This window comes from Vogesella sp. LIG4, from assembly GCF_900090205.1.
GTDB lineage: Bacteria > Pseudomonadota > Gammaproteobacteria > Burkholderiales > Chromobacteriaceae > Vogesella.
This window is the reverse complement of record NZ_LT607802.1, coordinates 3381359-3401526: the sequence shown is the minus strand read 5'-3', so window position 1 is coordinate 3401526 and position 20168 is coordinate 3381359. Positions and strand designations below refer to the sequence as shown.

Here is a 20168-nt window from a genome sequence, read left to right as displayed (position 1 = left end):
CTGGTTGCGAGCTAAAAGTTTTCAAAAATAAAGCCATGTCTTTAATGGTTTAATATTTATTTTTGGCCCTGTACCAGGTTTTGTTATCGCCTGCAGTAATTCATTTTTCTGTTTTATCATTCTGCGGTAAGCAGCTATATCGGCCTCGCTTCGTCATTTGCGGCCAATCTTTGCCGTTCACGGCAGCTGCAGCGTCTGTGCCAGGTGGCTGTAGACCGTAGCGATGCGGCGCAGGTGGCGCGATTCCGGGTGTGTCAGCAGCCACAGTTCCGTCTCGCATTCCACCAGTGGCTCGCTGAGCCGGACCAGGTCGTGGCGCCCTTCGGCAATGAACAGCGGCGCGATTCCCACCCCCATACCCAGCGCCACCAACTCCATCACCGACAGGATGCTGTTGACGCGATGGCGTGGTACTACCTTGGGCAGGTGCCGCTTGCGCCAGAGTACCGACGGGTGCTCGGGCAGGGCGTCGTCGGGTGCCACCCAGTCCCCCTGGCCGGCCATCACCTGTGCCAGGTCGGGGGCCGGGCCGTGGCGCGGGCCGTAGATGGCGACGCGGATGTGCCCCAGCTGTTTGCCTACCAGGTGAGGTGGCGGGCGGCGGGTGGCACGGATGGCGATATCGGCGTCGCGACGTGTCAGGCTGGCCAGTTCGTTACCGGTGTGAAAGGCGCAGCACAGCAGCGGGTGGCGCTGGCACAGCTCGCGCATGGCGGGTGCCACCAGGCCGTGCAGCACAGTGTCGGTGGTGGTGAGCAGCACGCTGCCGGCGACTTGTTCCGGTTCGGCGGCCACCGTGGCGTGTGCCGCTTCCAGGATGGTTTCCAGTTTTTCCGCATGCTCCGCCAGCTGCAGTGCCAGCTCGGCCGGCTGGTAGCCGCTGCGCGTGCGGGCAAACAGGCTGCGGCCCATGGCGCGTTCGATGCGCTGCAAGGCCCGGAATACCGTTGATGGATCCACCCCCAGGCGCTCGCCGGCGGCGGCGAGGTTGCCGGTACGCACCAGTGCCAGGATCAGCGCCAGATCGGCAGGCTGCGGATTGTATTGCGTCTGTGCAATAACTGATTTCATGTTCGCCAATTCTCATTGCGTTATGGCAATTCTACAGTGCAAGTGTCGTTCACCATCCGGTGCTTTGCAATGCACTGACCGGAATGCCGTGGGCCGGCGATGGCGCACAGCGCTGGCTTGCTCCCGCTGGCGTGTGACGGCCTTTCCCTCTACTTCAGGAGTCTTGACATGAAGCTTTACTACACACCCGGTGCCTGCTCGCTCGCCGTACACATTGCCCTGCATGAAGTCGGCGCGGCCTTCGACAGCATGGCTGTCGACCTGACCAGCTACACCACGGCAGATGGCCGTGATTACCGCAGCATTGCACCGCGCGGCTATGTGCCGCTGCTGGAGCTGGATGACGGCAGCCGGCATACCGAAGCGGCGGCACTGCTGCAGTACGTGGCCGACCTGGATGTATCGCAGGCGCTGATCGGCGCACCCGGCTCATCGCGGCGGCTCGCGGTGCTGGAGTGGCTCACCTTTGTCGGTACCGAGCTGCACAAGGTGTTCAGCCCGTGGCTGTGGCACAAGGAGACGGCGGCAAGCACGCGGCAGACGGTGAAAGACAAGCTGGCGGCCCGCTTTGCCGAGCTTGATGCGCGCCTGCACCGCCAGCCGTTCCTGGCCGGCGATTACAGCGTGGCCGATGCCTACGCCTTCACCATCATCAGCTGGGCCAGGCTGCTGGCGATACCGCTGGACGGCTACCCGCACCTCACCGCCTATCTGCAGCGCGTGGCGCAGCGTCCCGCCGTGGCGGCAGCGTTGCAGGCCGAGGGGCTGCAGTCATGAGCGCGCCGCTGCTGCTGGTGTCGCACGTGCTGTGTCCGTATGTGCAGCGTGCGGCCATCGTGCTGGCGGAGAAATCGCAGCCATTCGAGCGGCGTGATATCGACCTTGCGGCCAAGCCGGAGTGGTTCCGCCGCCTGTCGCCGCTGGGCAAGACGCCGCTGCTGCTGGTCGGGGACGAGCCGATATTCGAATCGGCGGTGATCTGCGAATACCTGGACGAGACCACGCTGCCCCGGCTGCATCCGGAGGATGCGCTGCAGCGTGCCCGCCACCGGGCCTGGATGGAGTTCGGCTCGGCGCTGCTGGGGTTGATTGCCGGCTTCTACAACGCCGGCGATGCAGAGCAGCTGGCGGCGCAGGCGGCGCAGATCCGTGCCCGGCTGCTGCAGCTTGAGGCCGCGTTGGGGGAGGGGCCGTATTTTGCCGGCGAGTCGTTCGGCATGGTCGATGCGATATTCGGCCCGGTGTTCCGCTATTTCGAGCTGTTCGATGCCATTGGCGACTTCGGCTTCTGGCCTGATCTGCCCCGGCTCGCGCGCTGGCGGGCGGCGTTGCAGGCGCGCCCGTCGGTACGCGCCGCCGTGCGGCCGGACTACCTGGACGCCCTGCGCGAGTTCGTCATTGCGCGCGGCTCGCAGTTGTCGCGGCTGGCGCAGGCCGCCGGTGCGGCTTAGCCGCCGACCGATGCCCGGCAACAGGTTGGCCGCACGGTGGCAAGGCGTGCGGCCAACCTTGTTGCAACATCCTAGGCCGCCACGAGGAGTAAGCCTTGGTATGGCTTCCGGTGTGCGCTACCACGGCAGGGCGGGAACATCCTGTAGCGGAGCCTGCCATGGCTGAGCTTGAAGTACGGGAGCAGAGTCTGGTACCTGCCCGCTTCGATGGTGCCCCCGTGGCGACGCTACATGCCGTGCTCTTCGCGGTACTGGCGGATCATGGCGGGGGTGATGTCCTGCTTGTAGCACAGCGGTGCGTAACCACCGGGCCGGCTGTAGGCGCTGCGCTTGCCGCAACTGCTGCCATTGCGGGTGCTGTTGTAGGGGCAGGGGCAGTTGCCGGGGTAGTCGTCGATGGACTCCTGGATCAGCAGCTGCTTGATCTGCTCGTCGCTGGCCTGCTGTTTGGGCGGCGTCTTGGCCTGGATGGGCAGGCTCAGCAGCAGGCAGGTGGCGATGGCAGTCAGTAGTGGTAGTGGCTTGCGGTGCATGGCGTGGTCGTGGCGAGGTGTTAATGTCATTGGGTATAAATGTCATTAAATGTAAATCTACGCCATTCGCACGGCTTTGTAATGCCCGATGCATGTTTGTGGGGGGCGGTCGTGACTGGATGAAGTGCTGTTTTGCTGGTTGCTGCGGCCAGGCTTGCTATGACTACAGAGCTGGTAGGAGCGGGAGGGGCGGGCCATGCGATGCGGTGTTCACCGACGGGGCGTCCGTTCCGCGCGAGCTACGTTGGCCGCAAGCGGCCGGGCAGTCTGGATGCTGCTGGGCGGCGTGGCCGTGCCTGCCCCTAGCTGGTGAATTGATGGTGGCTGGTAATTTCGGTGCTGTGTTCAGCTTGGTTAATAGTCTCTGAGCATTGTTAGAAATTGCGCGAAGGATGAAAACCTATAGTTGGCGGGATCAGGGAGTCACCCGGGAGATCACGCCATGGACAAAATTCACCGCCCGCACTACCAGCCTATTTTCCAGATGAATGATGTCATGCTCGGGGTAGAGGTTTATCTGTTGCCCGCCGAGTTGGCGGCATCGCTACCGAACCAGCAATACGAAACCCAGATCAAATTGCTGCGGCATGGCCTGCTGCATGTCATGAGCGATCTGGACAGCCTGGTGCGGCTGGATGTCAAACGGCTGTTCATCACCATTTCGGAACTGCATCTCGACCATGCCCGCGATCTGCTGGGCTTTCTGGGCGAGCGCTGCCAGGAGCTGGGTATGGTGCTGGTGGCGCAGGTGGATGTTGCGCAGCGTGCGGAAGCAATGGATGCGCACCCGGTAGTGTGTCGGCTGCTGTCGCAGGGCGGGCAGCTGGCGCTGGATGGCTATGGCCACTATGGCAACAGTTTTTTCCAGATTGTGGCGACGCTGCCGAGTTACGTGAAGCTGGACACGGTTTTTTTGCGCTGGTGCTATGAATCCAAATTCCACGGCGCGCTGAAAGATGTTGTCAGACTGCTGGAAAACTTCAATTGCCAGATCATCGTCAACGGCCCGGAAACTGCGCTGCAGATGCAGTTTGCCTATACGGCCGGGGTGAAATATGTGCAGGGCAATCTGCTGTGTGCGCCACTGGAAATCGACCGACTGGTTGATGAGATGACCGCCGTGCGCGTGGCGGTAAATGAAGTAGCCTGACCAAGGCCGCGCGGCCCGGCGCAGCCTGGCCTGGCGGGGGCTAGGTCGGCGCACTCAGGCTGTGATACAGCTCCTCTTCCTGCGCAAAGTGCAGGTGCAGAATGGCATCCAGCCCGTACAGCAGGCGCTGCAGTTCCTGCACTGCCGGTGGCGATGGGCCGTCGGCGGGCAGGTCGCCGATCATGCGATCCAGCAGGCGGGTGATGCGGAAAATCTCGCGGTGGGTGCCGCTCATCGCCGCCATCGGGTCGTCGCCCCCCAGTTGCCTGGCCAGCTCCGGGTACAGTTCGTGATCTTCCTGCTGCTCATGCGGCAGCAGGTGTTCGCTCAGCGATTGAGACAGCGCGCCCAGTTCCTTTACCGCCTGCGGGCCGGCCAGATCCGGCAGGCGGTCAGCCAGTTGCGACACTTCGCTCAGCAGCGATTCCAGCTCGCGATGCTCGGCTGACAGCTGCTCCGCATCCTGCGCCGTCATGTGGCTGCCATTGCCCGGCACGACACGGCGTGCACGCAGCGCATTCAGAATGGCGGCCACGTCGATGATCTCCTGCAGCAGTGCGCCGGCTATTGGTGTGAGGTTGCCGGTGGCTGCGGCCAACATGGCGGCGATGGACAGCCCCATGCCCAGGATGACGCTCTGCGCGGCGATGCGCCGGGCCCGGCGGGCCATGTGCAGCGCCTCCACCAGCCGGTCCAGCCGGTCCACCAGCAAGACGACATCCGCCGCTTCCGCCGCGGCAGCGGCGCCACGGGCGCCCATGGCGACGCCGACATCGGCGGCGGCCAGTGCCGGCGCATCGTTCACCCCATCGCCCACCATTACCACGATGCCGCTCTCGCGGGCGCGGCGTATGGCGGTCAGCTTGTCGGCCGGCGTCTGCTCGGCCAGCACTTCGCTTACACCCAGCTGGTTGCCCAGGGTGCCGGCAATGTCCTTGCGGTCGCCGGTCAGCATGACGATATGCCCCAGGCCGGCCAGCGCCAGCCGGCGTAGCGCCCGCGGGGTGTCCAGCCGCAGCTTGTCCACCAGTTGCAGCGCACCCACCATCACGCCATCCATGCTGACGAACACGCCACTGGCACCCTCATAGGCCAGGCGTTGCAGGAACAGCGGGCTCCAGGGGGCGGGGATGGCCTGGCTGCTCACGAAATCGTAGGAACCGACGGCCACCCGGTGGCCGGCGATGTCGCCGCTGATGCCGGCGCCGGGGGCTTCTTCGGCGCTGTGCGGCAGCGCCAGCGCGATGGCCCGCTCGCGTGCGGCGGTAACGATGGATTCCGCTAGTACATGGTTGCAGGCCTGCTCCAGCGATGCGGCCAACCATAGAACGTTGTCGGGCTTGATGCCGCTGGAAACCTGGATCACCGCCAGGCGGGCGTGGCCGCCGGTGAGGGTGCCGGTTTTGTCGAAAAACAGAGAGTTGGCCTGCGCCAGGCGCTCCAGTGCGGCGCCGCTTTTCACCAGTACGCCGCGCTTGGCGCAGCTGGACATGCCGGACACGATGGCGACCGGCACGGCCAGGATCAGCGGGCAGGGGGTGGCTACCACCAGTACGGCCAGCACCCGGTTCAGGTCGTTGCTGACCAGCCAGGCGAACAGCGCGATGAACAGGGTGAGCGGGATGAACAGCAGCGCGTAGCGGTCGGCCAGCCTGGCCGAGGGGCTTTGCTGCTGCTGCGCCGAGTGCATCAGGCGCAGGATGCCGGCAAAGGTGCTGTGTTCGCTGCTGGAGGTGGCCAGCAGTTCGAACGGCTGGCCGGCATTGAGCGCACCGCTGGCAATGGCTTCACCGGCGGCACGGCCGATGGGCAGCGGTTCGCCAGTCAGCGCGGATTCGTCAAGCTGGGCGGGGGTCAGCAGGTTGCCGTCGGCCGGCACTACTTCGCCATTGCGCACCAGCAGGCGGTTGCCAGGGGCTATTTCCTTGATGTCGATCTTGCGCCATTCACCATCCTGGAAGCGGTGGGCAAAGCGCGGGGCGTGCTGCAGCAGCGCGGACATTTCCCGTTGCGCCTGCGAGGAGGCGTAGTCTTCCAGCGCCCGCCCGCTGGCCAGCATCAGGCTGATCACGGAGGCGGTCAGCATTTCGCCAAGGAACAGGGCCAGCAGTATCGACAGCAGGGCGAGAAAATCCACCCCCGCCTTGCGCTGCAGCAGGCTGCCGGCGGTGTCGTAGAGCAGGATGCCCAGCATCGGCAGCACGCCGATGCCCCAGAGTTGGCGCGCCAGTGCGCCGTGGTGCAGCGGGTAGGATGCCACGCCGGCAAGCAAGCTGCCGATAGCCACGACGAGCAGGGCAAGGTTCAGCTTGCTGGTGAAGATGGATGCCACATGCTCTCTCTTGGCTGATGGGTTGGCTGCTAATCGGCTTTCAGTACGCCGCGGCGTATCTGGTCGCGCTCCATGGATTCGAACAGCGCCTTGAAGTTGCCTTCGCCAAAGCCGTCGTCGCCCTTGCGCTGGATGAATTCGAAAAATACCGGCCCCAGCAGGGTCTGCGAAAAAATCTGCAGCAGCAGGCGCCGCTGCCCGTCGGCGGTACTGCCATCCAGCAGAATGCCGCGTGACTGCAACTCGGCAGCCTGTTCGCCGTGTGCGGGCAGGCGCTCATCCAGCATTTCATAGTAGGTGGCCGGCGGGGCTGTCATCAGGGGCACGCCGGCGGCGCGCAAGCGATCCACGCTGGCCAGCAGGTCGTCGCAAAGCAGCGCGATGTGCTGGATGCCTTCGCCATTGAACTGCATCAGGAATTCTTCGATCTGGCCGTGGCCGGAGCCGCCTTCCTCATTGAGCGGGATGCGGATCAGCCCGTCCGGCGCCGTCATGGCGCGCGAGGTGAGCCCGGTGTATTCGCCCTTGATGTCGAAGTAGCGTATTTCCCTGAAGTTGAACAGCTTTTCGTAGAACGCTGCCCAGTAGGCCATGCGGCCGCGGTACACGTTGTGGGTGAGGTGGTCGATGACCCGGAAGCCATGGCCGACCGGGTGCGGCTCCACGCCGGGCAGGAATTCAAAATCGATGTCGTAGATGGACTTGCCGTCTTCGAAACGGTCGATCAGGTACAGCGGTGCGCCGCCTATGCCCTTGATGGCAGGCAGGCGCAGTTCCATCGGCCCGGTGGGAATCTCCACCGGCTGGGCGCCCAACTCCAGCGCGCGGCGATAGGCAAGGTGCGAGTCGCGCACCCGGAATGCCATGCCGCAGGCTGCGGCACCGTGCTCGGCGGCAAAGTAGGCGGCCTGGCTGTGTGGCTCGTTGTTGAGGATGAAATTGATGCCGCCCTGACGATACAGGTCCACGTCCTTGGAGCGATGGTGTGCCACCTTGCTGAAACCCAGCATGTTGAAGATGGGTTGCAGGGTATTGGCCTCCGGCGAGGCAAATTCCACGAATTCGAAGCCCATCAACCCCATCGGGTTATCGAACAGATCCGCCATCTTGCTGCCTCCTGTGTGGTGTCGGGCACGGCAATGCGTGCTGTACCTGATAAAACAATAGTTGCCACCGCCGGGAATTGCTGCTTTCCGGCGCCAGGGGGCGGGCAGCGTTATGCCATTTTGGCGATAACGGCTCCCGCTTCATGCCGTTGTGCTGTTGATTTTAAAGATGTTGTAGCGCGCTTGTGGTTGAGGTTTAAGCAGTGGTATCTAGTATCTATAGGAAGGCAGTGCCGGATGTCCGGTGGCCCGCCCGGCGGCCACCGCCGGCGACGAAATCAAAAACGAGAAAGCCTCAATCATGCAGTTAATTGACCAGCGGACCTGGGCAGTGCAGGTATTGCTGCTGGCGCTGGCCCTGCCTGCGCACGCGGAAGGCGTGCTGCGGGTGCTGACCTGGCCAGGTTATGCGGACCCGGATGTGGTCAAGGAATTCGAGCAACGCACCTCCAGCAAGGTAGAAGTCACCTTTGTCGAGAACGACGCTGAACTGTGGCGGCGCTTCAATAACAATAACGGCGCAGACTACGACGTGCTGGCGCTGAACACCGCCGAACTGCAGCGCTATATCCAGCAGCGGCTGGTCACGGATATCAATACCGCGGGCATCCCCAACCTGGCGCGTCAGCTGCCGCGCTTCCGGCAGCGGCAGAGCATTCCCGGCCTGGTGCATGGCGGCAAGACCTATGCCATTCCCTACACCTATTCCGAGATGGGGCTGATTTACGATCGCAAGCAGTTTTCGCAGCCGCCGGACAGCATCTCCGTCATGTGGGACCACCGCTACCAGGGCAAGGTGATTGCCTATAACGGTGGCGTGCACAGTTTCTCGCTGGCCTCGCAGGCGCTGGGCTTTGCTTCGCCGTTCCGCATCGGCGAACAGCAATGGCCGGCGGCGGTGGCGCAGCTGATCGCCTTGCGTCGTAACGTCAGTGGTTTCTATACCGGGCCGGAAGAGTCCGTGACGATGTTCAAGGAGCGCCATGCCGCGCTGATGTTCGCCAACTTCGGTTCGCAGCAGGTGCAGTTGCTCAAGGCGGCGGGTGTGAGCGCCGGCTACATCGTGCCCCGGGAAGGGGCGCTGGCGTGGCTGGATTGCTGGGCGATCAACCGCAAGGCGCGCGACCCGCAGCTGGCGCTGCGCTGGATCAACTTCCTGCTGGAAGACATGCCCGGGCGCGTGCTGCTGCAGCGGCAGGGGCTGGCCAATACCACGTCGCCGTCTCCTTATTTCAACCGCAATGCCCGCATCGTCTGGCTGGAACCGCCGGAAAGCGAGGAAAAGCGCGACCGGCTGTGGCTGCGCATCCTGGCCGGTGATCGTGCCAGCAAGGTGCTGCAGCCATGAGGTTCGGCATCGCGGCCAAGCTGGCCCTGTTGCTGGCCGCAGTCGGCATGGTGTTTGCCTCCCTGGTCGGGGTGTACAGCTATAGCGTCAGCCGCAACCTGCTGGTGGAGTCCTCGCAGCAGACACTGTTGGCCGCAACGCAGATCCTGGGGCGGCGGCTGGATTCGTCGCTGCAGGAAGTGGCGCGCGATGTGGACGTGCTGGCAAGTCATCCCCTGGTGCAGCGCACGCTGCAGCATCCCGATGCGCAGAGCAACGAACAGCTGGCCCGGCTGTTCGAACTGATCATGAAGGCCAGCCCCGATTACTTCCAGATCCGCCTGATCTCGGCCGGCAATTTCGGCCTGGAACGGGTGCGGGTGGATCGCGTGGGCGCGTCGTTGCAGCGCGTGCCGGACGAGGACCTGCAGGAAAAGGGGCACTTTCCCTATGTGTCCGAGACGCTGCGCTTGCCTGCCGGCTCGATATACATGTCGCGCATCACCATCAACCACGAGCGCGGGCTGTATTCCGGCGCCGAGCGCCCGTCGATGCAGGTGGCCATGCCGGTGGTGGGCGATGGCGGGCGGGCGCTGGGCGTGGTGGTGGTCAATGTCGATGTGGACGGGCTGTTTGCCATGCTGGCTGCCGACCTGCCGTCCGACCTGCACCTGTTTCTAGCCAATGGCCAGGGCGATATTCTGATTCATCCAGACCGCAGCAAGACCTTTGGCTTCGACCGGGGGCGGCGGGTGCTGATCCAGGAAGAATACCCGTCCACCGCGCCTCTGTTGTCTGGCCGTGTCGCTCAGGTGGCATTCCAGCAGACGGACGCGGACACTGCCAGCCCGCCCATGTTGCTGGCGTTCGTGCGCCAGGCGCTGAAGCTGCATTCGGATGACCACTTGCTGTACGTCGGGCTGGAGCAGCCCCTGTCGGCAGGGGCGATCGGCTCGCACCAGATGGGCCAGCTGATCCTGGTGAGCGTGCTGGTAGTGGGCTTGCTGGGCATGCTGGCGGCGGTGTTGCTGACACGGTTCATGCTGCGGCCGTTGCGGCAGCTGACCGTTGCGGCCAACCGTTTCGGGCGGGGCGAGCAGGTGGCGGAGCTGCCGCTGGGCCGCCGCGACGAAATCGGCGAGCTGGCGCAGAGCTTCCACCACATGCAGCTGCAGATCGGCGAGCAGGTGGCGTCGCTGCAGGCCAGCCAGGAGCAGCTCAAGCTGCTGGCGCAGTACGACTCGCTTACCGGCCTGCCCAACCGGCGCATGCTGCAGGACAGGCTGGACCTGGCGATTACCCGGGCGATGCGGCACGGCGAGCATGTGGCGCTGCTGTTCATCGACCTGGACAACTTCAAGGACATCAACGATGGCTGGGGGCACGATGCCGGCGATGTGGTGCTGGTGGAAATCGCCCAGCGCCTGCGCCAGTCGGTGCGGGCCGTCGATACCGTCGCCCGTCTGGGCGGCGACGAGTTCGTGGTGCTGCTGGATGGCCCCGGACAGCAGCATGACATCGCCGCCGTGGCACGCAAGATGCTGGACAACCTGGCGCTGGGCATTGCCTTTCAGGGCATTACCCTGCGGGTTGGCGCCAGCGTGGGGATCAGTGTGTTTCCGCAGGGCGGCGCATCGGCGTCTGCGCTGTTGATTGGCGCCGATCGCGCCATGTACCGCGTCAAGGCCGGCGGTGGTGGCAGCTACGGATTTGCAGAGGGCGAACCCTAGCGCCGGCGGCCTGGCCAGGCCGCCGGCCGGGCAGCTTACAGATGCTGCAGCAGTTGCAGTGGCTGGTCGATGGTGATGTCGGCCGGCCAGCTGGCGGTATCGTCGTCATCGGCGATATAGCCCCAGTTCACCAGCACGGTCTTCATGCCGACTGCGCGCCCCGCTTGCATGTCGCGCTCGGCATCGCCCACGTACAGGCATTCCTGCGGCGCCACGCCCAGTTGCCGGGCGGCATGCAGCATCGGTGCCGGGTCCGGCTTGGCGACGCCTACGGTGTCGCCGCTTACCACCACGGCCGGCGCGCTGGCGAACGGCAGCGCCGGTACCAGCCGGTCGGTGAAACGCATCGGCTTGTTGGTGATGATGCCCCACTGCAGCGCGCGCGCGTTCAGTGCGTCGATCAGCGGGTTGATATCGTCGAACAGCACCGTCTTGTCGGCGAAGCTGTGCTCGTAGTGATCCAGGAAACGCAGCCGGTATTCCTCGAAGCGCGGGTGGCTCTTGTCGATGCCGAAGCCCAGGCTCACCAGGCCGCGCGCGCCATGGCTGGCGATAGGGCGCACTGCCTCGTACGGCTGCGGCGGCAGGCCTTCTTCGGCCAGCAGGCGGTTGAGGGCGGCGCCCAGGTCGCGGGCGGTGTCGGCCAGGGTGCCGTCAAGGTCAAACAGTACGGCCTTGATCATGTTGCGGGTGTCTCCAAAAGAAATGCGGCCAACCTTTTAGAGCGCAGGTTGGCCGCACGAGTTTACGTCAGCTTCAGCGCAGCGTCTTGCCGAGGAACAGCTTGTACGCCGGGTTGTCGGTTTCTTCCGCCCACGGGTAGCCCAGCTTGTCGAGGAAGGCGGCAAAGGCGGCGTTGTCCTCTTCCGGTACCTGGATGCCGATCAGCACGCGGCCGTAGTCGGCGCCGTGGTTGCGGTAGTGGAACAGGCTGATGTTCCAGTCGGTGTGCATCGCCTCCAGGAAGCGCATCAGCGCGCCCGGGCGCTCCGGGAACTCGAAGCGCAGCACGCGCTCGTCCTTCAGCTGTGGTGCATGGCCGCCCACCAGGTGGCGGATGTGCAGCTTGGCCAGTTCGTTGTCGGTGAGGTCCAGACCCTCCAGCTCGTTGGCCCGCAACTCGTCCACGATGCGGCCAACGTCATCCTTGCCGCTGATCTGCACCCCGACGAACACGTGGGCGACGCTGGGGTCGGCAAAACGGTAGTTGAACTCGGTGATGTTGCGGTTGCCGATCACGCTGCAGAATTTCTTGAAGCTGCCCGGCTTTTCCGGAATGGTCACCGCGATGATGGCCTCGCGGCGCTCGCCCAGCTCGGAGCGCTCCGACACGTGGCGCAGGCGGTCGAAGTTCATGTTGGCGCCGCTGTTGACGGCTACCAGGGTCTTGCCGCTGCAGCCTTCGCGCTCCACGTAGGCCTTGGCTGCCGCCACTGCCAGCGCGCCGGCCGGCTCTGTGATGGAGCGGGTGTCCTCGAAGATGTCCTTGATGGCGGCGCAGATGGCGTCGGTATCCACCAGCATGACCTCGTCCAGCAACTCGCTGCAGAGGCGGAAGGTTTCCTCGCCCACCAGTTTCACTGCCACGCCGTCGGCGAACAGGCCTACGTCTTTCAACTCCACGCGCTGGCCGGCCTCGATCGACTGCTTCATGGCGTCGGAATCCACCGGCTGCACGCCGATGATGCGGGTTTCCGGGCGCAGGCGCTTGATATAGCTGGCCACGCCGGCGGCCAGGCCGCCGCCGCCGATGGCAACGAACACCGCATCGATAGGGCCGGGGTGCTGGCGCAGGATCTCCATGCCGATGGTGCCCTGGCCGGCGATCACGTCCGGGTCGTCGAACGGCGGAATGTAGGTCTTGCCGCTTTCAGCCACCAGCGTCATGGCGTGCAGGTAGGCGTCGCTGAACGATTCGCCGGACAGCACCACCTTGCCGCCGCGGCGGGTGACGCCGTCGATTTTCACCTGCGGGGTGGTCACCGGCATGACCACGGTGGCCTCGCAGCCCAGGCGCTGCGCCGACAGTGCCACGCCCTGGGCATGGTTGCCGGCGCTGGCGGTAATCACGCCTTTTTCACGCTGCTCGGCAGTGAGCTTGGACATCTTGTTGTAGGCGCCGCGCAGCTTGAAGGAGAACACCGGCTGCAAGTCTTCGCGCTTGAGCAGAATGGTGTTGCCGGTGCGGCGGCTGAGGTTGGCCGCAAGGTCCAGCGGGCTTTCGATGGCCACGTCGTAGACATTGGCGGTCAGGATGCGTTCCAGATAATCCTTGGGGTGCGGCATGGTGTGGTGCTTCCGTATTTTTTGTCCCTGAACGGGCAGAGTAGCAGGAACATCCGGCGCGGGGAATGCTTGCGCGGGACAGTTTTGTGCGCTGCAGCGCCATGCGGCAGCGTGCTGCAGCGGGTCGGGCGGGGTCATGCCGGCGGAAATCGTGCGCGGCGGGAAACTTGTGCCGGCATTGCCGTGTCAGCAACGGTTGCCGGGGCGAAGCTTGCTGCCGGTTATGGCAATTTTTCTGTGTGGCCGGACAGGGCAGGGGCGCATCGCCGTGTATAATGTCGGGCTGTTTTGCGGCAACCTCACCAACCTTGATGTTCCAATGAAAAAAACCACCTCCATTCTGTTGGCCGCGACCTTGTCGCTGGCCTCGCTGGCCCAGGCCGCAACCGCATTTGTCCCCCCGGTACCGGAAATCGCCGGCAAGGCCTACTACCTGACCGACTACCAGAGCGGCACCGTGGTAGCTGCCCGCGATGCCGATTCGCGCATCGAGCCGGCCTCGCTGACCAAGCTGATGACGGCCTACCTGACCTTCAAGGCGCTGCGCGAAAAACGCCTGTCGATGGATCAGACCCTGACCGTGTCGCACTCCGGCTGGCAGGAAGAAGGCTCGCGCATGTTCCTGGACCCGAAACACCCGGCCAAGGTGGATGATCTGGTCAAGGGCATGATCGTGCAGTCCGGCAACGATGCCTGCATCACCTTGGCCGAAGCCATTGCCGGCAGCGAGCAGGTGTTCGCCCAGATGATGACCGCCGAGGCCAAGCGCCTGGGCATGGCCAACACCCAGTTCCGCAACGCCACCGGCCTGCCGGACCCGCAGCACTACACCACGGTGCACGATCTGGGCATCCTGGCCTCCGCCATCGTGCGCGACTACCCCGAGTACTACCCGATCTACTCGATGAAGTCGTTCACCTACAACAACATCACCCAGCCGAACCGCAACCTGCTGCTGTACCGCGACCCGAACGTGGACGGCATGAAGACCGGCCACACCGCCAGCGCCGGCTTCAACCTGATCGCCTCCAGCCATCGTGACGGCCGCCGCGTGATTTCCGTGGTGGTGGGTACCGCCAGCGAGGAAGCGCGTGCAGTGGAAAGCTCCAAGCTGCTCAACTACGCGCTGCAGTTCTTCGAAACGCCCAAGCTGTACACTGCCGGCAAGGCCGTGAAAGAGGTGCCGGTGTACAAGGGCGCCAGCAAGCTGCTGACGGTAGGCTTCGCCCGCGACGTGTTCGTGACCGTGCCGCGTGGCCAGGCCGGCCAGCTCAAGGCACAACTGAGCACCACCCAGCCGTTGATCGCGCCGGTGAAGGCCGGCCAGGTGGTGGGCAAGCTCAGCGTGTCGCTGGATGGCAAGGTTGTGGCCGAGCAGCCGGTAGTGGCGCTGCAGCCGGTGGAACAGGGTGGCTTCCTCAGCCGCCTGTGGGACAGCATCAAGCTCTGGCTGGGCTGGTAATTCCTGCATCTGGCCGCACATGGGGTAGATAGCTGCCGGTGTGCGGCCAACCTATGGGTGCCACGAGAAAGCCGTGGCTTTTCGAGGTGCCCTTTTGCAGTACAGGACGTGAAATGAGCAAGCAAGTAACCGATATCAACGACGTGCTGGAGTTTCCCTGCCGCTTTCCCATCAAGGTGATGGGCGAGAGCCAGCCGGATTTCCAGCTGATCATGTTTGAAGTGGTGCGTGTGCACGCGCCGGACCTGGCGCAGACGGATATCACCACGCGCGACAGCTCCAGCGGCAAGTACGTGTCGCTGACCATTACCGTGACCGCCACCTCGCGCGAGCACCTGGATAACATCTACCGCTCGCTGACCAGCCACGTGCTGGTGAAGTGGGTGCTGTAAGGCTGCCATGAGTCGCATCGTCAAACACCTCGGCCTGGTGGACTACACCCCCACCTGGCAGGCCATGCAGGCGTTCACCGATCAGCGCACGGCCGATACGCCGGACGAGCTGTGGTGCCTGGAGCACCCGCCGGTGTACACCCTGGGCCTGGCCGGCAAGCCGGAACACCTGATCATGCCCAGCAGCATCGAGGTGGTGAAGTGCGACCGCGGCGGCCAGGTGACCTACCACGGCCCCGGCCAGCTGGTGGTGTACCTGATGATAGACTTCAAGCGCATGGGCATTGGCGTGCGCGAGCTGGTGCGGCGCATCGAGCAGTCGGTGATCGATCTGCTGGCCGAGCTGGGCATCACCGCCTACGGTGACGTGAACGCGCCCGGCGTGTACGTGGCCGGCGAGAAGATCGCCTCGCTGGGGCTGCGCATCAAGAACGGTGCGGTATATCACGGCCTGAGCCTGAACGTGGACATGGACCTGACCCCGTTCAGCTGGATCAACCCTTGCGGTTACGCCGGACTAAGAGTGACCCAATTGAAGAATCACGGCGTTTCGCTTACCGTGACGCAAACCGCCGAACAGTTGTTGCCGCACCTGGAGCGCAATCTGACGGTGATCAAGGAGACAGCATGAAACTGGACAACCAGGCCGGCGTAAAGCACAAGGGCGCCGACAAGACCGCGCGCATTCCGATCAAGATCGTGCCGCTGGATGAAAAGCTCAAGAAGCCGGAGTGGATTCGCGCCAAGCTGCCGAACGGCCAGCGCTTCAACGAGATCAAGCAGATTCTGCGCGAGCAGAAGCTGCATACCGTGTGCGAGGAAGCCACCTGCCCGAACATCGGCGAGTGCTTCAGCAAGGGTACCGCCACCTTCATGATCATGGGTGACATCTGTACCCGTCGTTGCCCGTTCTGTGACGTCGGTCACGGCAGGCCGAACCCGCTGGACCCGAACGAGCCGAAGCACCTGGCCGAAACCGTGGCCGCGCTCAAGCTCAAGTACGTGGTGATCACCTCGGTGGACCGCGACGACCTGCGCGACGGCGGTGCCCAGCACTTTGCCGACTGCATCAGCGAAATCCGCAAGCTGTCGCCCAGCACCCAGATCGAAGTGCTGGTGCCGGACTTCCGCGGCCGCCTCGACATCGCGCTGGACATCCTCAGGCAGACCCCGCCGGACGTGATGAACCACAACCTGGAAACCGCGCCGCGCCTGTACAAGCAGGCTCGCCCGGGTGCCGACTACCTGCATTCGCTCAAGCTGCTGCAGGAGTTCAAGAAGCTGCGTCCGGAAGTGTCGACCAAGTCCGGCATCATGGTGGGCCTTGGCGAAACCGACGAGGAAGTGTACGAAGTCATGGCCGATATGCGCGCCCATGATATCGACATGATCACCATCGGCCAGTACTTGCAGCCTACCGACGGTCACCTGCCGGTACTGCGCTACGTGCATCCGGACCTGTTCAAGGCCTTCGAGAACAAGGCCTACGACGCGGGCTTCAAGCACGCGGCCGTGGGTGCCATGGTGCGCTCCAGCTACCATGCCGACGTGCAGGCGCACGAAGCCGGCGTGGTGGATGCCTGCGCGCTGGTATCGAACTGATTCGGCGCATGCCATGAGCCATGCCGCCCTGTGGGCGGCATCGGCACATAAAGACAAAGCCCTTTCGCTGTGCGAAAGGGCTTTGCTTTTGGGGTGGCGTGCTGCGTGCGGCCAACCTTTGCCGCTGCTCAGCCCATGGCTTTCAGCAGTGTCAGCGCTTCCTGGCGCAGGGCGGCAAGCAGGGGCTGGCACTCGTCGTCGATGCCAGGCCCGGTGAGCAGTTGTTCCAGCCGGGTGGCCAGGTCGGCAATCGTGTCGTGATGGGTGGACAGCGCCGCGCCCTTGATGCGGTGGGCGAAGTGGCGGGCCAGCTCCTGCTGCTGCTGGTGTAGCGCCTGCTCCAGATCGTCGAGATCGTCATTCAGGCTGTCGATGTACACCGGCTCGAATTCGCTGCTGCTGACTTCGGCATGGCCTGCTGCCGTTTCGAATTCCGCGTCGCACCACAGTTCCAGCATGGTTTGCAGCGCGTTCAGACGGATAGGCTTGGGCAACAGGCCATCCATGCCGCTTTCCATTACCCGCTGCTGGTGCGCCAGGTCACCGGAGGCGGAAATGGCCAGTATCGGCGTGTGCCGGTCCTGCAGTTTTTCCCGTTCGCGTATGCGCTGCGCCAGGGTGTAGCCGTCGATTTCCGGCAGGTTGCAATCCAGCAGGATCAGGTCGAATGCCTCCTCGGCGCTGAGCAGCCAGCCATCGCCGCTGTTGTCGCACAGCGTGGCATCGCAGCCCAGCTCTTCCAGCTGCGCATCCAGCATGGCGAGGTTGGCCGGCTGATCGTCGATAACCAGCACCGTAGGTCGCCGCCTGCCGTCGTGCTTGCCCGGCTGCGACGCATCATCCTGTGCGGCGGGGCGCTCGTCACGCGGTGGGCTGGTGCGCTTGGCAGGCAGGCTGACGGTGAACACCGCGCCGTTGCCCGGCTCGCTTTTCAGCAGGATGCCGCCGCCCATCAGCTGCGCCAGTTTGCGCGAGATGCTCAAACCTAGCCCGGTGCCGCCGTAGCGGCGGGTGGTGCTGGAGTCGGCCTGATGGAAGGGGGCGAAGATCGCCTCCTGTTCGTTCAGGGCGATGCCGATGCCGGTGTCGGCAACCTCCAGCTCCAGCACGCCCAGCTCGTCGTTGGCTCCGATGCTGCGGTAGGACAGGGTGACGGTAACGCCGCCGTGTTCGGTGAACTTGATGGCATTGGTCAGCAGGTTGACCAGGATCTGCCGCAGCCGGGTCGGGTCGATGTCGAGCAGCAGGGCGCGGTCGAAGTTGGTGACCAGCGTCAGCACCAGGTTCTTCTGGTCGGCGCGGCTGTGCATCATCTGCATGGTTTCCTGCGCCCAGCCCACCATCGGGGTGGCGACTGTTTCCAGTACCACGCTGCCGGCTTCCAGCTTGGAAATGTCCAGGATGTCGTTGAGCAGCGACAGCAGCGAGTCGGAGGCGGTGCGGGCCACGCTGGCGAGGTTGCGCTGCTTGTCGTCCAGCCGGGTTTTTTCCAGCAACTCCACCGCCGACAGGATGGCGTTCATCGGGGTGCGGATTTCATGGGTCATCACTGCCAGGAAGCTGGCTTTCATCTGCTCGCTGTGCCTGGCTTTGCGGCGATGGAACTCGGCGCGCAGGCCCAGTGCGGCGATTAGTGCCACCAGCGCCAGCAAGGCAATGATGCTGGCGCCGTGGTAGCCCCAGATGGCGCGCAGCGACGGTGCGCCGTAGTCGCTGCTTTCCAGCCAGTCGCTATTGATATGGTTGGCTTCTTCGGCGGTGAGCGCGTGCAGCGATTTTTCCAGGATGCCGTGCAGGAGGCGCTGATCCTTGCGCACGCCCATGGCCAGGAATACCGGCAGGTCGGCCAGCACACCGGAGACCTGCAGCGAGCTGTAGAACTGGCGGCGTAGCAGCGGTTCCAGGATGAGGTCCATGTCCAGCGCGGCATCAGCGTCGCCGGCCATGACGGCTTCCAGTGCCGCTTGCGGGCTGGGCACCTCGACGACTCTTATTCCGGGGTAGCGCTCGCGCAGCAGCTTGATGTAGGCGCTGCCGCGCTTGAAGGCCACGCTGTGATTGTTCAGCTGGTTCAGGTCGAAATAAATGCGCCCGTTGGGGCGGGTGACCAGGATCATCGAGGCGCTGAAGTAGTCGGAGGTCAGCAGCAGCTTGCCGTCCAGCACCGCCGGCAGCCGCAGCCGTGACAGCGTGGGGGCGATATCGATGCTGCCGGCCAGCAGTGCCTTGTCGCCTTCGGTCCAGGAGCTGGTGGGCGCCCGCTTGAACTGCAGGCCGCTGATGCGGGTGATGGCCTCCAGGTAGCCTGCGGCCAACCCTTGCATCTTGCCGTTCTGGATGTATTCGATCGGCCGCCAGTCGGCATCGTAGACCACGCTGGCCACCGGGTGCGTCGCCAGCCAGGCTTTTTCCTCCGGGCTGAAGTTGGGCGCGAAGAAGGCGAGCGCGGGAAGCGGCAGCAAGAGTGCCGCCAGCAGGCCGCAACGGTGGCGCAGGCGCATGGTGTCAGCCGTTTTCCAGTTGCTGGCGGATCTTGAACAGCTCGGCGTCGGTATGAATGCCCAGCTTGCGGTAGGCGGACTGTTTCTGCGTGCTGATGGTCTTGACGCTGCGCATGAATTTTTCGGCGATCTCGGTTACCGACATGCCGTCCAGGTAGCAACGCAGCACCTCGTATTCGCGCGGGCTCAGCTCCTGGCGGTTCAGCAGCGGCGACTCGTCGTCCGCGGCATCTTCGTCGGGCGGCGCGTCCGCTGCCTGCGGCAGCCGATGGCCGGTTTCGGTAAACAGCTCTTCCTTGATGCGCTTGCGGCCGTTGGCAACGCTGCGAATGGCGCGCACCAGTTCCGGCACTTCTTCGTCCTTGCCGACAAAGCCCTGCGCGCCGGCGTGCATCACCATATTGACGGTGGCCTTGTTGTGCGAGGCCGACAGCACCAGGATCTTCACGCCCGGGTAGCGCGTGCGCAGCAGCTTGATCAGATTGATGCCGTCGATTTCCGCCGGCCCTAGCGAGTAATCGATCACCAGCACATCGGCAACAAGCGATTTGCTTTTCAGCGCGGCTACCAGTTCGCGGCCCGAGGCGAAGCTGGCCACTACTTCCAGGTCGGATTCCTGGCCCAGATGTGTGGCCAGCCCCTGTCGCACGATGGCGTGATCGTCGAGGATGACAACCCTGATGCGGGGGTGAAAGGAGTGAATCATGCGGAGCCTCGTGTGTGGAGTGCTTGGTCTTTGTTAAAGACGACGGCGATTTTCAGGCGAGTATTTTAAACAAAATAGCGCAGTGAAATGGCCATGTAAAGGCAGGGCGGTTTGTGCCTTCGAACGGCGGATTTTAGTCAGGGTCGAATCATGGAAGGCATGATGCTGCTTATCTATGGCTAAAAAATATATTTATTTAGTGTGCTGATTATTAAGTGCTTTTCTATTTTTGCTGGTGGTTTGGCGATAAATAAGCAGGGTGTGGCAGTAATCGCGCAGCCTATTTGGCTGGCCGGCCGGTATTCGATATGGATCACTCAGCAGTTATGGAATAGGGGGCGTTTTTGACAATTAGTGCAGCTTGTTTGGATTTACTTTGAATAAGGCTTGATGGCGTGATGGCACATCCGCACTGGGGCGGGAGGCTGGCGACAGGACTGGTCTGGTGTGGCAGAGCAGGGAGTGCCGCTGAGCTTTTGAGCGCTGCGCGGCAACAGGCGGGAATTACAGTAGCAGGAA

17 protein-coding genes are annotated in these 20168 nt (G+C 63.8%); 9 read left to right on the top strand and 8 right to left on the bottom strand.

Annotation, left to right across the window (positions count from 1 at the left end):
- Positions 1–177 precede the first annotated feature (177 nt).
- On the bottom strand, positions 178–1071 hold the full coding sequence (locus PSELUDRAFT_RS15765; protein WP_088967737.1) for a LysR family transcriptional regulator: 894 nt from the start codon (positions 1069–1071) through the stop codon (positions 178–180).
- A 168-nt stretch (positions 1072–1239) separates the two neighbouring features.
- On the opposite strand from PSELUDRAFT_RS15765, the gene gstA reads away from it, so the two are divergent.
- A complete protein-coding gene (gene gstA, locus PSELUDRAFT_RS15760) occupies positions 1240–1848 on the top strand; it encodes a glutathione transferase GstA (RefSeq protein WP_088967736.1) in 609 nt (202 codons plus the stop codon).
- Positions 1845–2522, top strand: a complete 678-nt coding sequence (locus tag PSELUDRAFT_RS15755) for a glutathione S-transferase family protein (protein ID WP_088967735.1) — start codon at positions 1845–1847, stop codon at positions 2520–2522. The genes gstA and PSELUDRAFT_RS15755 overlap by 4 nt, the downstream gene beginning before the upstream one ends.
- Positions 2523–2749: 227 nt before the next feature.
- On the opposite strand, the gene PSELUDRAFT_RS15750 is transcribed toward PSELUDRAFT_RS15755, so the two are convergent.
- On the bottom strand, positions 2750–3085 hold the full coding sequence (locus PSELUDRAFT_RS15750; protein ID WP_197693889.1) for a hypothetical protein: 336 nt from the start codon (positions 3083–3085) through the stop codon (positions 2750–2752).
- A gap of 376 nt (positions 3086–3461) precedes the next feature.
- Here PSELUDRAFT_RS15750 and PSELUDRAFT_RS15745 point away from each other — a divergent pair, with 376 nt between their 5' ends.
- Positions 3462–4205, top strand: a complete 744-nt coding sequence (locus PSELUDRAFT_RS15745) for an EAL domain-containing protein (protein WP_231895242.1) — start codon at positions 3462–3464, stop codon at positions 4203–4205.
- Between the two features lie 40 nt (positions 4206–4245).
- Here the strand turns inward: PSELUDRAFT_RS15745 and PSELUDRAFT_RS15740 are convergent, their stop codons facing one another.
- Complete coding sequence (locus PSELUDRAFT_RS15740; RefSeq protein ID WP_231895241.1) at positions 4246–6537, bottom strand: heavy metal translocating P-type ATPase; 2292 nt, start codon at positions 6535–6537, stop codon at positions 4246–4248.
- Between the two features lie 29 nt (positions 6538–6566).
- Positions 6567–7643, bottom strand: a complete 1077-nt coding sequence (gene hppD, locus PSELUDRAFT_RS15735; RefSeq protein ID WP_088967733.1) for a 4-hydroxyphenylpyruvate dioxygenase — start codon at positions 7641–7643, stop codon at positions 6567–6569.
- Positions 7644–7944: 301 nt separating this feature from the next.
- On the opposite strand from hppD, the gene PSELUDRAFT_RS15730 reads away from it, so the two are divergent.
- Entirely contained in the window at positions 7945–8991 is a 1047-nt protein-coding gene (locus tag PSELUDRAFT_RS15730; RefSeq protein ID WP_088968534.1) for an extracellular solute-binding protein, read from the top strand.
- Positions 8988–10700 (top strand): diguanylate cyclase domain-containing protein, encoded by a 1713-nt coding sequence (locus PSELUDRAFT_RS15725; protein ID WP_088967732.1) that lies wholly within the window; start codon positions 8988–8990, stop codon positions 10698–10700. Before PSELUDRAFT_RS15730 ends, PSELUDRAFT_RS15725 begins: the two co-directional genes overlap by 4 nt.
- Before the next feature lie 35 nt (positions 10701–10735).
- Here the strand turns inward: PSELUDRAFT_RS15725 and PSELUDRAFT_RS15720 are convergent, their stop codons facing one another.
- Together PSELUDRAFT_RS15720 and ilvA are read right to left on the bottom strand one after the other, a co-directional pair.
- Positions 10736–11383, bottom strand: coding sequence for an HAD family hydrolase (locus PSELUDRAFT_RS15720; RefSeq protein WP_088967731.1), 648 nt, complete (start codon positions 11381–11383; stop codon positions 10736–10738).
- A 73-nt stretch (positions 11384–11456) separates the two neighbouring features.
- Positions 11457–12986, bottom strand: a complete 1530-nt coding sequence (ilvA, locus tag PSELUDRAFT_RS15715; protein WP_088967730.1) for a threonine ammonia-lyase, biosynthetic — start codon at positions 12984–12986, stop codon at positions 11457–11459.
- A 319-nt stretch (positions 12987–13305) separates the two neighbouring features.
- Between ilvA and PSELUDRAFT_RS15710 the strand changes: the two genes are divergently transcribed.
- The 4 genes from PSELUDRAFT_RS15710 (at position 13306) to lipA (ending at position 16442) form a co-directional block, all read left to right on the top strand.
- Positions 13306–14448 carry a D-alanyl-D-alanine carboxypeptidase family protein gene (locus tag PSELUDRAFT_RS15710; protein WP_088967729.1) on the top strand — a complete coding sequence of 381 codons (1143 nt, stop codon included), beginning with the start codon at positions 13306–13308 and terminating at the stop codon, positions 14446–14448.
- Between the two features lie 113 nt (positions 14449–14561).
- Positions 14562–14840, top strand: coding sequence for a YbeD family protein (locus PSELUDRAFT_RS15705; RefSeq protein ID WP_088967728.1), 279 nt, complete (start codon positions 14562–14564; stop codon positions 14838–14840).
- 7 nt (positions 14841–14847) lie between these two features.
- Positions 14848–15471: a lipoyl(octanoyl) transferase LipB gene (lipB, locus tag PSELUDRAFT_RS15700; protein WP_088967727.1), complete on the top strand. Its 624-nt coding sequence runs from the start codon at positions 14848–14850 to the stop codon at positions 15469–15471.
- Positions 15468–16442 carry a lipoyl synthase gene (gene lipA / locus PSELUDRAFT_RS15695; RefSeq protein ID WP_088967726.1) on the top strand — a complete coding sequence of 325 codons (975 nt, stop codon included), beginning with the start codon at positions 15468–15470 and terminating at the stop codon, positions 16440–16442. The genes lipB and lipA overlap by 4 nt, the downstream gene beginning before the upstream one ends.
- A 128-nt stretch (positions 16443–16570) precedes the next feature.
- Here lipA and PSELUDRAFT_RS15690 read toward each other — a convergent pair whose 3' ends face one another.
- Both PSELUDRAFT_RS15690 and PSELUDRAFT_RS15685 read right to left on the bottom strand, forming a co-directional pair.
- Positions 16571–18943, bottom strand: a complete 2373-nt coding sequence (locus PSELUDRAFT_RS15690; RefSeq protein WP_088967725.1) for an ATP-binding protein — start codon at positions 18941–18943, stop codon at positions 16571–16573.
- A 4-nt stretch (positions 18944–18947) separates the two neighbouring features.
- Positions 18948–19649: a response regulator transcription factor gene (locus PSELUDRAFT_RS15685; RefSeq protein WP_088967724.1), complete on the bottom strand. Its 702-nt coding sequence runs from the start codon at positions 19647–19649 to the stop codon at positions 18948–18950.
- Positions 19650–20168 lie beyond the last annotated feature (519 nt).